Below are 13,864 nucleotides of genomic sequence, written 5' to 3'. Positions count from 1 at the left end.
CAGCAGCCCTGTGGCCGGGCCCTTCGTCCAGCAGCCCTCACGCGCCCGGTTCACCGCGGACAGCACCGCCGCCACCGACGCCGCGAGGGCGGACGCGTCCTGGCCCGCCCCCCAGCGCACCTCGTCCCCCCCACATCCGCCGGATCGATCGGCAGATACGGCACCGACCACCGGTCGGAACCGCTGCTCGTGTGGTGCGCGAAGCCCTTGCTGACCTTCGGCGAGTTCGCCCCCGCGCTGCGGCAGGCGCTCATCGACCTGGTGGAGCTGACCGGCCTGCGCCGCGACGACCCGCACCACGGCGAAGCGGCACACCGGGCACTGGTCACGGCGGTCGTCGCGGGCGACGTGGAGTCGGCGGGCCGGGCCGCCCAGTCGGAGCTCGAACAGACGCTGACCCGGCTGCGCGCGGCCTGAGCCCATCCGGGCATGGCCGGACGGGCCGGGCGGGACGGGTCGGGCGGGACGGGTCGGGCGGGGCCGGGAGGCGTGCGGTCCGACCCGTCCGCGTACCGGCCGGCTCCGGCCGCGCGCGACCTGGCGGCAACGCAGGTGCTGCCGCCGCACGTTCCGGCGGTGCTACGAGTGCTCGCCGCATGTTCCAACGGTGGTACGTGCCCGCCGCACGTTCCAGCGGCGCTACAAGTGCTGCCCGCACCTTCCGGCGGCAAGATCCACACCCTCGGCTTCGGGGAAAGAACGCGGGAGCGCTCCCCGACACCCCTGTAGCGCGATCTCCCGTTCACCTTCCGGCGGGCCGGCCCGAGCGAATCGGGCCTGACAGGGTGTGTTTCGGGGGGTCGGCGGAAATCCGGCGAGATCATCGTGGCACGCGTGCGCCGACGCCGGAATCCCGACCCAACAAGCCTTTCACCTGCGGATATTCGGGAACGAAAGATTCCGCATCCCCTGCCCGCGCGCTTTGGCAAGCCTTTGGCCGGACACGGTCTCGTGACTTGCAGGACACGCTCGCGCAACGGAAGCGTCTTCAACTCTTGACACCCACCCCTTCCAGGCAGGAACCTTCCGACATCGACGCATGGGAGCGCTCCCACATCGCAGGAGGATTTCTCGTGCGAACGGCACTGCCCGTGTCCTCCCCCCTGAACCACCCGGCACCCGCACCCACCAGCGCGAATGCCACGCAGTCAGAACGCCAGTCCCACCCTGGAACAAGGAGTAGTGGAATGCGTATCACCCGCACCGTCGCCGGCCGAAGCCGCAGAGCCGCGGTTCTGGTCACCACGGGCCTGACAGCCTCGGCCCTGCTGCTGACCGGCTGCAGCAGCGACTCGGACTCATCGGACACGAGCTCCGATGCGAACGGGAAGATCACGCTGACCGTCGCCGACTTCGGGCAGTTCGGCTACAAGGAAGCCGGCCTCTTCGCCAAGTACCACGAGCTGAACCCCAACATCACGGTCAAGGAAGACACCACCGCCGAAGAGAAGAACTACTACCCGAAGCTGCTCCAGCAGCTGAGCGCGGGCAGCGGACTGGCGGACGTCCAGGGCCTCGAGGTCGGCCGCATCAAGGAGCTCGCCGACACCAAGGCGGACCAGTTCGCCGACCTCAGCAAGGTGATCGACGTCAACGAGTGGGTGTCCTGGAAGGAGAAGCAGGCCACCACCAAGGACGGCAAGGTCATCGGCGCGGGTACCGACATCGGCCCGATGTCGCTCTGCTACAACACCGAGCTGTTCAAGAAGGCCGGCCTGCCGACCGACCGCAAGGAGGTCGCCGCCAAGATCGCCGGGGGCTGGGAGGACTACCTCAAGCTCGGTGAGGAGTACAAGAAGAAGGCGCCCGCGGGCACGTACTTCATGGACTCCGCGAGCGCCATGTACAACGCCGTGGTCAGCTCGAACGCGAAGCAGTACTACGACGAGAGCGGCCAGCCGATCTACAAGGACAGCCCCAGCGTCAAGCAGGGCTGGGACCTGTCGGCCGAGGCCGCGGACAAGAAGCTGACCCAGGGCCTCGCCCAGTTCGGCGACCCGTGGAAGGCCGCGCTGCGCAAGAGCACCATGGCCACCGTGGCCTGCCCCGCCTGGATGGCCGGCCAGATCTCGATCGCCGCCGGTGACGCCAACAAGGGCAAGTGGGACATCACCACCGCCCCCGGCGCGACCGCGGCCAACTGGGGCGGCTCCTTCCTCGGTGTGCCGACGGCCGGCAAGCACGTCGCCGAGGCCAGCAAGCTCGTCAAGTGGCTGACCGCCCCCGAGCAGCAGGCCGCCGTCTTCAAGGCGATCGGCAGCTTCCCGTCCAACAAGGGCGCGTACGAGCTGCCCGACGTGAAGAACGCGAAGCTCGCGTACTTCAACGACGCCCCGATCGGCCAGATCTACGCCGACGAGGCCAAGTCCATCCCCGAGACCGTTCTCGGCCCGAAGGACGCTGTCATCAAGGACACCATCTCCACCCAGATCAACAACATGGAGCAGCGCGGCACCAGCCCCGACAAGGCGTGGAAGGCGGCGACGGAGGCGATCGACAAGGCGATCGGCTGACGTTCGCAGCAGCGGGCGGCCCCCGGGCCGCCCGCACCTGCGTTGTCCCCATCCCGCGTCGGCGCGGCCCGTCTCCCGGCGGGCTTGCACGGGGCGACCGGGCAGTTACCCGGCCGCCCCGCGGAAGCCCACCGCGGACAGCGCCGCCCGTACCCGGGTATCCAAGCAATCCAGGGAAGGACTCCCGCCCGTGGCCACCTCGACTCCCACCCGGGATGCACACACCCCGCCGCCCCGCGGCTCCCAGCGGAAACCGGTGAACGCCCATCGGCAGATGTGGCGGAGCCGTATCTGGCGCTTCGACGACAAGGCGTCGCCGTACGCCTACATAGCCCCGTTCTTCCTCGTCTTCGGCGCCTTCGGGCTCTATCCGCTGATCTACACCGGCTGGATCGCCCTGCACCGGGTGGAGATGACCGGCCTGGACCGGATGGAGTGGGTCGGCTGGGCCAACTTCGACAGGATCCTGCACGACGCGGAGTTCTGGACCGCCGTCAGCAACACCTTCCTGATCGGTGTCATGTCGACGGTCCCGCAGCTGCTGGTCGCGCTCGGCCTGGCCCATCTGCTGAACTACAAGCTGCGTGCCAGCACCTTCTGGCGGACGATCATCCTCACGCCGTACGCCACCTCGGTGGCCTCCGCGGCCCTCGTCTTCGCCCTGGTCTTCCGGGCCGACGGCGGTCTGCTGAACTGGGTGCTGCACTTCGTCGGCCTCGGTGACACCAACTGGGCCAACGGGCACTGGACGTCCAAGATCGCCATCTCGGTCATCGTGATCTGGCGCTGGACCGGCTACAACACCCTGATCTACCTGGCGGCCATGCAGGCCGTGCCGACCGATCTGTACGAGGCCGCCTCGCTCGACGGAGCCTCGCGCTGGCAGCAGTTCCGCAAGGTGACCATCCCCTCGCTGCGGCCCACGATCCTCTTCACGATCGTCATCTCGACCATCGGCTCCATGCAGCTGTTCGGTGAACCCCTGCTCCTGGAGGGCGGCACCCTCGGAGCGATCGGCGGAAACGAGCATCAGTACGAGACCCTCAGCGTCTACCTCTACAACTACGGCTGGAACCTGGGGCATCTCGGTCCGGCCGCCGCAGTGGCCTGGGCGATGCTCGCCCTCCTGCTGATCATCGCCGCGGTCAACTGGCTCTTCGGCCGCTTCGTACGCAAATCCGCGGTCTGACCGGGAGCGAATTCCATGACCATGACCAGTCCCGCCAAAGTTCCGGAGCTCGCCCTCCCGGCACGTACCCCACACCGCGCGCCGAAGCGCGCGAGCCGCTTCAAGCCCGGTGCGGGCAAGCAGCTGCAGGGCGGTCCGTTCGCCTACATCGCGCTGGCCGTCGTAGGCATCGGCTCACTGTTGCCGCTGTACTGGACCCTGGTGGCCGCGTCCCACACCCAGGACGAAGTGCTGGCCAGCACCCCGCCGTTCCTGCCCGGCGGACGGCTGATGCACAACCTCGACGCCGCCTGGACCCAGGCCCATCTGGGCAAGGCGATCGTCAACAGCTTCATCGTGTCCTCCTGCATCACGGTGGCGACGCTCTTCTTCTGCACCCTGGCCGGCTACGCCTTCGCCAAGATGCGGTTCCGCGGCCGCGGTGCGCTGATGACCGGAGTCATCGCGACCCTGACCATTCCGCCGCAGCTCAGCGTGGTCCCGCTGTTCATGCTGATGTCCGACCTCGGCTGGAGCGGAAGCCTGGAGTCGGTGATCTTCCCGACCCTGGTGAGCGCGTTCGGCGTGTTCTTCATGCGGCAGTACCTGAGCGAGGCGCTCCCGTACGAGCTGATCGAGGCCGCCAAGATCGACGGCGCGAACAACTTCCGCGTCGTGCTGAGCATCGTGCTCCCGGTGGCCCGCCCCGCGATGATGGTGCTCGGCATGCTGACCTTCGTCCAGGCGTGGAACGACTTCTTCTGGCCCTACCTCGCACTGAACCAGCAGAACCCCACGCTCCAGGTGGCCCTCGGCCAGTTGAGCGCCTCCTACACCCCCGACCAGAGCATCGTGATGGCCGGCGCGCTGATCAGCACGCTGCCGCTGCTCGTGGTGTTCGTGATCTTCGGTAAGCGGATCGTCGGCGGGATCATGTCCGGCGCCGTCAAGGGCTGACACCTCTCGTCAACCACCGCTGTCCGGACCCCCGTACGGCCCGTACCTGACCGCGGGCCGTGCGGGTTCCGGAGTTCCATCCGTCCCTGCCCCTGTCCGTCCACTCCTGGGAGCGCTCCCGCATGACTGCTGTACGACCCGACATCGCCCCGAAGCAGGCGCCCGAGGCAACGAGATTTCCGACAGGCTTCGTCTGGGGGGCGGCGACCGCCGCCTACCAGGTCGAGGGTGCCGCAGCCGAGGACGGCCGCACACCCTCCATCTGGGACACCTTCAGCCGCACGCCGGGCAAGGTCCGCAACGGTGACACCGGAGACGTCGCCGCCGATCACTACCACCTGTACCGCGACGACGTAGCGCTGATGAAGCGGCTGGGGCTGAAGGCGTACCGTTTCTCCATCTCCTGGTCCCGGGTGCAGCCCACCGGGCGCGGCCCCGCGGTCGAACGCGGTCTGGACTTCTACCGCAAGCTCGTCGACGAGCTGCTCGAAGCCGGCATCACCCCGGTCGCCACCCTCTACCACTGGGACCTGCCCCAGGAACTGGAGGACGCCGGCGGCTGGCCGCAGCGGGTGACCGCGGACCGGTTCGCCGACTACGCCGCGATCATGGCAGGCGCCCTCGGCGACCGCGTCGGGACGTGGACCACCCTCAACGAGCCGTGGTGCTCGGCCTTCCTCGGATACGGCTCCGGAGTGCACGCCCCCGGCCGTACCGAGCCCGGCTCCGCCCTTCGGGCGGCCCATCACCTCAACCTCGCCCATGGCCGGGCGATCGAGGTCCTGCGCGGTCAACTCCCCGCTACCGCGCAGACCTCGGTCACCCTCAACCTCCACCAGGTCCGCCCGCTCACCACGAGCGCGGCCGACGCCGACGCCGCCCGCCGGATCGACGGGGTGGGCAACCGGATCTTCACCGGCCCGATGCTGCGCGGCGAGTACCCGGAGGACCTGATCGCCGACACCGGGCACCTGGTGGACTGGTCGAAGCTGGTACAGGACGGCGACCTGGCCGCCATCTCCCGCCCGATCGACGTCCTCGGGGTCAACTACTACACGCCGACGCTGGTCTCCACCCCGGAGAAGGGCGCGGGCAGCAGCCGCGACGACGGTCACGGCGCCAGCGACTACTCCCCGTGGCCCGGCTCCGAGCATGTCGCCTTCCACCTCGCGGAGGGCAAGCAGCGCACCGCGATGAACTGGTCGATCGACCCGGACGGGCTGTACAACCTGCTCATGGACACCAGTCGGGACCACCCGCAGGTGCCGCTGATGGTCACCGAGAACGGTGCGGCCTTCGACGACTACGTCTCGCCCGAGGGCCGGGTGGAGGACCCCGAGCGGATCGCCTACCTGCACGGGCACCTCGACGCCGTACAGCGAGCGATGGCCGACGGCGCCGACGTCCGGGGCTACTTCCTGTGGTCGCTGATGGACAACTTCGAGTGGGGGTACGGCTATTCGAAGCGCTTCGGTGCCGTGTACGTCGACTACGCCTCCCAGCGCCGCATTCCCAAGGCGAGCGCCCACTGGTACGCGGACGTGATCCGCCGGCACGGCCTGCCGGAGACCGGCCCGTCCTGACGTGAGGCCGGTCAACCCCAGCCGGACCGGCTGGGGTTGACCGGACGCACCTGACCCGGCACCACCTCCTGAGACCCGGCCCCGCGCCGGGTCTCAGGCATGTCCGGACGCCGGTGGCGCGGGGCCGCACCCCGGCCCGGGCGAGCCGCTTGACCACGCGCGTAGAGTGGGAGCGCTCCCATGATGGGGGCGGGGGAGCGGCCGACCGGTCCCGTCGAGTGTCAAGGGATCCAACGCCAGGACTTGGTTTGGTTATCCGACTGTGAGAAATTGACCGCGAACGGGAGGCAGCCATGACGGCAGCGCGAGTACGGAGCGGGGGCCGGCCCACGCTGGAGGAGGTCGCGGCGCGGGCGGGGGTGGGTCGCGGCACGGCCTCACGGGTCATCAACGGATCGCCGCGGGTCAGCGCGCACACCCGGGAGGCGGTGGAGGCGGCCGTCGCCGAACTCGGCTACGTACCCAACCGCGCGGCCCGCGCCCTGGCCGGGAACCGTACGGACGCCATCGCGCTCGTGGTGCCGGAGCCGGAGAGCCGCTTCTTCGCGGAGCCGTACTTCTCCGACATCGTCCGCGGGGTCGGCGCGGCCCTGGCCGACACCGAGATGCAGCTGCTGCTCACCCTCGTCGGCAGCGACCGCGAACGGCGCAGGCTGGCCCAGTACCTGACCGCGCACCGCGTGGACGGCGTCCTGCTGGTCTCGGTGCACGCGGACGACCCGCTGCCGGACCTGCTGGAGCAGCTGGGCATGCCCGCCGTCATGAACGGCCGCAGGTCCGCCACCGAGCCGCTGCCCTCGGTCGACTCCGACAACTTCGAGGGCGCCCGCGGCGCCGTGGAGCACCTGGTCTCCCGGGGCCGCCGCTCCATCGCCACCATTACCGGCCGGCTGGACGTCTACGCCTCCCAGCGGCGCCTGGACGGGTATCGCAAGGCGGTCTCCGAGGCCGGACTCGAACCGGACGAGCGGCTGATCGCCCCCGCCGACTTCTCCGAGGAGGGCGGCGTACGGGCCATGCGCGAGCTGCTCGCCCGCCGCCCGGACGTGGACGCGGTCTTCGCCGCGTCCGACCTGATGGCCGCAGGCGCCCGCCAGGTGCTGCGCGAGGCCGGCCGGCGCATCCCGGACGACGTGGCCCTCATCGGCTTCGACGACTCGGCCGTGGCCCGCCACATGGACCCCGCGCTGACGAGTGTGCGGCAGCCGATCGAGGAGATGGGGCGCGCGATGACCCGGGTGCTCCTCGACCTGATCGCGGGCGAGAACGCCGAGCGGTCGCAGATCGTGCTCCCGACGGAACTGATCGTCCGCGACTCGTCGTGACGAGCGTCACGCCGCGACCCCGCCGGCGGGGTCACGACGAACGGGAAAGGCCCCGGTCTCGGACCGGGGCCTTTCCCGTGTTCCCGCGATTTCCCAAGAAGCGGGACATGAAGAAGGGCTGACCCGTTTTCACAGGCCAGCCCTTGATCAATCAGGGTGAGTAACGGCACACGAACCTGTTCTGTGTTCCGATTGTGACCTGCGGCTTTGCTGGGAAAGCGGACGAATGGGTGCAGATGTATGACGTGAAGTGCCGCAGTGAGGAAAGACGCCGCCGCCTTCAAGATGTCGTTCGGCCGCTTCAGCTCGGCGTTCTCCTTCTTCAGTGCCTTGAGCTGGGCGGACTCCTCCGTCGTCGTCCCCGGCCGCTGTCCGGCGTCGATCTCGTGCTGCTTCACCCAGTTCCGCAGCGTCTCTCGGGAACCGATGTCCAACTTTTCGGCAACGGACTGCAGTGCTGCCGTCTCGGTCGGGTAGTCGCCGCGGACCTCGGCGAACATGCGCACCGCGCGACGGCGCAGCTCAAGCGGGTAACGGGAAGGTCGTGCCATGACTCAATCATTTCACGGAATCGAGTCTCTACCTGACCCGGGGCGGTTCAGTGCTGATGTCCAGGGTTCTTGTCTCCGTAGCGAGAAGCCTCCCTGAACGCCGTCGGAGGCATCCCCCTCCACCGCTTGAAGGCCATCGTGAAGCTGGCCGGATCTGCGTAGCCCAGCTTGCGGGATATTTCCGATACAGAGTGATCTGTATGCGAGAGCAGATCGCAGGCCAGGTCACTCAAAGTCTCGTCTCGCACCCGGGCGAAGTCGTTGCCCGTGAGTTCAAGCTTGCGTTGCAGGGTGCGTGGGGAGACTCGCAGCGTCGCGGCCACATTTGCCAATGTGCGATTGAGATTGGGTGCGGCCCTTATGGCTTTCGCGACAGTGTGGGGCCAGTCGCCAGTCGCCCTGAATGAGTCGATAATCTGGGCATCCGCTTTAACCCATGCCTCGTGCTGGAAGGCGTTACCGAAGGGGAGCTCGTCTGTTGATATCGCAGGGTCCCACCACAGCCGCAACGCCTCGGCACAGCAGTCGATGTTGCAGGAGACGTACGTCAAGGCCTCGGGCGAGACTTCCGCGAGAGGGACTTCGACGCGGGTGAAGGGGAAAGTGCCGCCGTACAGCCACGCGAGAGATGGGGTGGTGACACAGAGATCGCGGTAGACGCTGAACGGGATCAACTCTTCCGGGGCGTCTGGGTAGGTGAATTCGATTCCCGCCACCCTCCCATCTGGTGCCCGGAGAGGCGTGATCTCGAGGAGCCCAGGGGCGTTATCAGTTGCGCTGGTAACTTCTGCCCATGCCGCAACGGTCGGCGCGGTTGCGAGGGCCATTCCGCGAGCACCGTAGGTGCTCGTCGTGTAGGCGCGCGCGGCTCGCACCCAAAGATCGACGCGATCTCTGGTGAGAGCGACGAACTGAAGCTGGAAGGCCAGCTCCTTCCTTGCAGGAATAGTGCTTCCCGGTCGGTTCAGCGCGTTGGGGTCGATCTCCGCATTCGCGAGCGCAGTTCGCCAGTCGAGATCCGCTTCCTCGAGTATCTGGCGCAGATTGTGAACACTGAAGTTCGGCACGCGCAAGTTCTGATACGAGCTTAGATTCATCGCTGCGCTCTTTTCCCGCCGACGTATGGAAGCGGTCCAGCGTGCTCAGGAACCCTCTGAGAAAGCCGCGCCCACCTGCCACGGTGGGGAGCCGGCCGGCCAAGGGGTCCCGGCGAAGCCAGCACGGATGTCGTTCCACCGCAAGGCATGTTCGCCCGGGTGTCGGGAGGAACGGTTGCAGAACGCATCTCTCTCCTCTTCGTCGAGGCGATGGGGTGCCGCTCCGGAAGCGCTGCGGTGGCTGGAGCACCGCCAGGCACCTGAAGTAACGCCAGCAGCTTTACATCTTGCGCCACCAACCGGCAAGAGGAGGCGCTTTGGCGCGTTTTCCTGCGTTGATGGCGTCTCCTGCCATGACGGTCCGGTGCTGCCCGCTCTTAGCGTCATGCGGCAACGGGGGTCGGCGCAGAAGCCGACGCACCGACATCAAAGGAGATCCGGGGAGTACCCCCAACCTACGAGATCGCCCTCAGTGGCAGGGTCATCATCGTTGCTCGTCATAGGCGACCTCGCGCACGTCTGGAAAAACCACGACGACGCGGATCGCGTATACGCCGCCATCACAATTGGCTGCAACCAGTAGGCCAAGAATGCGACTCGCCATACACCCAGTGGAGAGCGCAATCACAATCGGGCGCGTCCGGTCGGCACGCTGCCCGCGATCGCGACAGTCGAACCCTTGTTCGCGCGACCCGATCTGCCCCAGGTGCTCTTCGGCATCCCAGAGCCATAACGATATGGAGAAAACCAATGACGCAGAATGTCGCACCGCGTGATTTCGTCGCTGATCACACAGTCGAACGTTCTCAGCGGCCCATGATAGGTGGCCCGAACAAGTTCAAAGTCGCGATTTTCGGCGCGAATGTGACGACCGGCCAGGGCGGTCTCAACCTCGCCGAGAACACGATCAAGCTCGGCAACTGGGGCGAGATCCAAGGTCTCGCGCAGAAGGCCGACCGCTACGGTGTCGACGGGTTCATCCCCATCGCCCGCTGGCAGGGTCTCTCGGGCCCCGACCGCCCGTGGGGCCGGCAGTTCGAGACGTTCACGTGGGCCGCAGGTCTGGCAGCAGCGACGCAGAACATACAGATCTTCGCCACCTGCCTCGTCCCTTTCATCCACCCAGTGATGGCGGCGAAGATGATGGCCACCGTCGACCACATCAGCGGCGGCCGCATGGGCCTGAACGCCACAGCCGGCTACTTCAAGCCCGAATACCGCATGTTCGGCGTCGAGGTGCCCGAGCACGACACGCGCTATGAGCTCGCCGACGAGTGGATGACCATCGTCGAGCGGCTCTGGGCAGTCGAAGACGACTACCAGTTCGACTTCGACGGGGACTTCTTCCACCTCCAGGGTGCGCAGTCGTGGCCCAAGCCCGTTCAGACGCCCGGGCCGATGGTGATGAGCGCGGGCTCCAGCCCCGCCGGTCAGCAGTTCGCGTTCAAGCACGCAAACATCTTGTTCGCGGCGATCGGCAGCGTCGAGCACAGTCAGTCGGTGACGCCGAAGCTGCGCGAGAACGCCGACGCGGCCGGGCGTGAGGACCTCGGCCTGTGGGCCGGTGTGCACATCATCTGCAAGGACACGGAGAAGGAAGCGCGGGAGTACCTCGAGTACGTCGAGGAGAAGGGCGACTACGAGAGCGCCCTCCGCTACAAGCACATCATCCAGAACGGCGACTCCCGCGGGTGGAGCTGGGATCACTACAAGAAGTCCGAGGACCCGAAGCAGGACGAGACCATCAAGACGTTCTTCCGGGCTGGTCTCGTTCCGCTCGTGGGCACGCCCGAGATGATCGTCGACGGGCTCCAGAAGCTGCAGGACTCGGGCATCACGGGCATCTGCACCGGACTCGTCGACTACGACGAGGGCCTCGACCGGATGAACGAGCAGATCTTCCCGCTCATGCGCGACGCGGGCCTGCGCGCCTGACGTCCGGCCATTCACGGAGGAGTGAAGGCAGATGACATTCCCTGACCCCAAGCAGTTTCGGCTCGTCGTCGCGGGCCCGACCGAGTCCGGCGGCGCCGACTTCCTCGACGCGGGCCCTGCCGCCGAGTTCGACTTCCCCGGCGTGTCCGCAGGTGCGTTCTACTGGGCCGTCGAAGGCGGCCACAGCAAGGAGAGCTTCGGTGCCCCGCCGACCAGGGTCGCTCTGGCAGGACCCAATGGATCCACCTTCGGCGTGAGCAGCTTCCCGGCGCACTCGTCGGGTGAGGTGGGGGCCAACGATCTCGGCGACAGCATGACCGTCACCGATGACGACGGCGACGCCGGAATGCATGCGAGCGACACCATCGACTACGAGGTCGTGATCTCGGGCAAGGTCGACCTCGTGCTCCCCGGCGGCAAGAAGCGCACGCTCGTTCCGGGTGACCTGCTCGTGATGGCGGGCGTTCCCCACGCCTGGAAGAACCCTTACGACGAGGACTGCGTGTACATCGTCGTGACCGTCGGCTTCAACTCCCCGGCGGTGGCATCGTGACCCTCACTGCCCCCGGCAAGGCGCTGCGCGCGGTCTTCGAGAGCGAGGAGACGGCGCTGGTGCCGTTCGGTTCGCTGCCGATCCACTCGGCGATGGCGCAGCACGCGGGCTTCGGGGCCTTCCAGCTCTCGGGCGGGATGTCGGCATGGTGGCAGGGCATCTCGGATGTGGGGTGGCTCACCCTGACCGAGGTGGTCGATCACGCGAAGCGCACGGCGCGCGCTGCAGACATCCCGATCTACTGCGATGCCGACACCGGTTTCGGCGCGCCGATCAATGTGCAGCGCACGGTGGCCGAGTTCATCAACGCCGGTGTCGGCGGCATCCACATCGAGGACCAGCGCGAACCGAAGAAGTCGGGTGGTGTCGCCGGCATCGAACTCGTGTCCGACGCCGAGGCGATCGGGCGGCTGAACGCCGCGGGCGACGCGCGTGACAAGCTCGACGAGGATTTCGTGATCGTCGCCCGCACCGACGGCTACGGTGCCGCCGGCGGCGGCGTCGACGAGGCGATCCGCCGCGCGCAGCTCTACAAGGCCGAGACCGGCGCCGACGTCATCTTCTTCGAAGGCATGCACACGTGGGAACAGGCCGAGCTCGCGCTGAAGGAGACGCCCGGACCGGCATACGCCGTCAGCGTGGGGATGATCGGCCGTAGGACCGTCGCCGAGATGACCGCGCTGGGGCAGGCGATCCAGCCTGTTCCGTTCGTTCTGCCGGGCATCCACGAGGTGTGGCGACTGCTGGCCGACGTCAAGGAGTCGGGCGAGGCCACGCCTTTCGCCGCGTACCTCGACCGCATGGGTGCCGATGCCGGCACGCATTACGACGTCGGCTGGGGCGCCATGTTCGGGCGCCCGTCGACCGACTACGTGCGCGAGACGGAGGAGAAGTACCTCCCGCAGAGCGCCCAGCGCGACTACGACAACCACGCCCACGTCGAAGAGCACTACTGATGACGCGGCTCGTGAACTGATGTGGACCTTGACCGCACCGAGGAGAATCCCATTGCGGCAGATAACGCGGCAGAGCTCGACCAGGCGCCTGACAGCGAGCCGGCCGTTCGCGATCGAAAGCGTTCAGTCACAGGACCAGGTTGTCACCGGCGTCGTCCAACATGGCGATGCCCGCGGACGACTGCTGGGTTTTCCCACCGCCAACCTCACCATGGCGATGAGCGCTCGCCTCGACGGTGTCTGGTCCGCCGTAGTTGTCACGGAGGATGACGGCCGGCACTGGCCTGCTGCGGTCTCCATCGGACGGAGAACCACCTTTTACGGCCGCCACGGCCAGCGACTCCTCGAAGCCCATCTTCTCGACGTGGAGATCGAGCTGTACGACCGGGAAATATCGGTCCATCTCGTGAACCGGCTCCGCTCGCAACGCCGGTTTCGTGACGTCGAGGACCTTGTGGGGCAGTTGGCGAGAGACGTTGAGGATGTCCGCAACTGGGCGACGTCAATCTCGCTCGAAGCGGGCACGCGATGACCCGGCGTCGGCCGCCTCGGTGGGCGATTCTGCGCGTTGTGGCCGCTGTGGAGGCGCAGCGTCGCGCCGGGCGCGCACGGATCGACGTCGGCCTGCTCGCACGGCGAGTCGGACTCAGCCGAAGCATGACGTCCGCTTGCCTCTTCGCGGCAGATTCAGAGGGCTCCGCGCCGACGTCCCCGCATCGTGCGGTCGGCGTGCCGAAGCCGAGCTGACGACGTTTTTCGGGTCGGGTGCAAGGACCGGGAACGGTCGACAGGCGGGTGACGGTGAAGGAGTTCGGCGGCGTGATCGAGCAGGCGGGGATCGGGAATTAGCGTGTTGCCTGAATCAGGAGATCGGGCGAATGCAGTCATGTGGCTGTTTTCCGCGCAAGCGAGATGCGCCCCTGTCAATTGATGGCGGACATCTCACCGATAAACGAATACACCGATAGTTCATAACGTGAAAAAGTGCACGCGATGGCTGGACAGAAAAACTCGGCTTTGGTAGCCGGGTTGCAGTCTTCACCGGAGCGGGTCTCGCCGAAGTCAGCCTGAAGTGTGCGCAGGCAACGCTGCGAGCGTCATGCAGGCTGGCGACCTCGCCCCTCTATTCAGCGCAAGTGATTCGCTCCGCGCACAGATAGTCTTTCTTGCGGCAGCGTTGGAGAGCGAGATTCCGCAGACAAGGCAAACGTGTCCGGAATTCAGGT

At 67.2% G+C, this 13,864-nt stretch carries 12 protein-coding genes and 2 pseudogenes; 10 read left to right on the top strand and 4 right to left on the bottom strand.

Annotated elements, in window-relative coordinates; all coding sequences use genetic code 11:
* Positions 1 to 50: 50 nt before the first annotated feature.
* Entirely contained in the window at positions 51 to 254 is a 204-nt protein-coding gene (locus FHX80_RS36715) for a hypothetical protein (RefSeq protein WP_411977535.1), read from the bottom strand.
* On the opposite strand from FHX80_RS36715, the pseudogene FHX80_RS08545 reads away from it, so the two are divergent.
* The 6 genes and pseudogenes from FHX80_RS08545 to FHX80_RS08520 form a co-directional block, all read left to right on the top strand.
* Positions 205 to 417 (top strand): annotated as a pseudogene (locus FHX80_RS08545) (GntR family transcriptional regulator); the annotation flags it as partial. The gene FHX80_RS36715 and the pseudogene FHX80_RS08545 overlap by 50 nt on opposite strands.
* A 770-nt stretch (positions 418 to 1,187) precedes the next feature.
* On the top strand, positions 1,188 to 2,513 hold the full coding sequence (locus FHX80_RS08540) for an ABC transporter substrate-binding protein (protein ID WP_145763648.1): 1,326 nt from the start codon (positions 1,188 to 1,190) through the stop codon (positions 2,511 to 2,513).
* A 190-nt stretch (positions 2,514 to 2,703) separates the two neighbouring features.
* A complete protein-coding gene (locus tag FHX80_RS08535; RefSeq protein ID WP_145763647.1) occupies positions 2,704 to 3,702 on the top strand; it encodes a carbohydrate ABC transporter permease in 999 nt (332 codons plus the stop codon).
* Between the two features lie 15 nt (positions 3,703 to 3,717).
* Entirely contained in the window at positions 3,718 to 4,638 is a 921-nt protein-coding gene (locus tag FHX80_RS08530; RefSeq protein ID WP_145763646.1) for a carbohydrate ABC transporter permease, read from the top strand.
* A 122-nt stretch (positions 4,639 to 4,760) separates the two neighbouring features.
* Positions 4,761 to 6,221 carry a GH1 family beta-glucosidase gene (locus FHX80_RS08525; protein WP_145763645.1) on the top strand — a complete coding sequence of 487 codons (1,461 nt, stop codon included), beginning with the start codon at positions 4,761 to 4,763 and terminating at the stop codon, positions 6,219 to 6,221.
* 293 nt (positions 6,222 to 6,514) lie between these two features.
* Positions 6,515 to 7,546, top strand: a complete 1,032-nt coding sequence (locus tag FHX80_RS08520) for a LacI family DNA-binding transcriptional regulator (RefSeq protein ID WP_145763644.1) — start codon at positions 6,515 to 6,517, stop codon at positions 7,544 to 7,546.
* A gap of 308 nt (positions 7,547 to 7,854) precedes the next feature.
* Here FHX80_RS08520 and FHX80_RS36710 read toward each other — a convergent pair.
* The 3 genes and pseudogenes from FHX80_RS36710 to FHX80_RS08505 form a co-directional block, all read right to left on the bottom strand.
* A pseudogene (locus FHX80_RS36710) lies at positions 7,855 to 8,097 on the bottom strand (transposase); the annotation flags it as partial.
* Positions 8,098 to 8,144: 47 nt separating this feature from the next.
* Complete coding sequence (locus tag FHX80_RS08510; protein ID WP_145763643.1) at positions 8,145 to 9,194, bottom strand: AraC family transcriptional regulator; 1,050 nt, start codon at positions 9,192 to 9,194, stop codon at positions 8,145 to 8,147.
* A 484-nt stretch (positions 9,195 to 9,678) separates the two neighbouring features.
* A complete protein-coding gene (locus tag FHX80_RS08505) occupies positions 9,679 to 9,945 on the bottom strand; it encodes a hypothetical protein (RefSeq protein WP_145763642.1) in 267 nt (88 codons plus the stop codon).
* On the opposite strand from FHX80_RS08505, the gene FHX80_RS08500 reads away from it, so the two are divergent.
* From FHX80_RS08500 to FHX80_RS08485, 4 genes are read left to right on the top strand one after another with little or no spacing between them, the layout of a single operon-like run.
* Positions 9,945 to 11,129: an LLM class flavin-dependent oxidoreductase gene (locus tag FHX80_RS08500; RefSeq protein ID WP_145763641.1), complete on the top strand. Its 1,185-nt coding sequence runs from the start codon at positions 9,945 to 9,947 to the stop codon at positions 11,127 to 11,129. The two genes, FHX80_RS08505 and FHX80_RS08500, sit on opposite strands and share 1 nt — an antisense overlap.
* Positions 11,130 to 11,160: 31 nt before the next feature.
* Entirely contained in the window at positions 11,161 to 11,682 is a 522-nt protein-coding gene (locus FHX80_RS08495) for a cupin domain-containing protein (protein ID WP_145763640.1), read from the top strand.
* A gap of 59 nt (positions 11,683 to 11,741) precedes the next feature.
* Positions 11,742 to 12,638, top strand: a complete 897-nt coding sequence (locus tag FHX80_RS35110; RefSeq protein WP_145763639.1) for an isocitrate lyase/PEP mutase family protein — start codon at positions 11,742 to 11,744, stop codon at positions 12,636 to 12,638.
* A gap of 52 nt (positions 12,639 to 12,690) precedes the next feature.
* Positions 12,691 to 13,170, top strand: a complete 480-nt coding sequence (locus tag FHX80_RS08485) for a riboflavin kinase (RefSeq protein WP_208764604.1) — start codon at positions 12,691 to 12,693, stop codon at positions 13,168 to 13,170.
* The last annotated feature ends 694 nt before the right edge of the window (positions 13,171 to 13,864 follow it).

The sequence above is a fragment of the Streptomyces brevispora genome (assembly GCF_007829885.1).
Classification (GTDB): domain Bacteria; phylum Actinomycetota; class Actinomycetes; order Streptomycetales; family Streptomycetaceae; genus Streptomyces; species Streptomyces brevispora.
The sequence above is the reverse complement of the archived record's forward strand: the minus strand, read 5'-3'. Positions and strand labels throughout refer to the sequence as shown.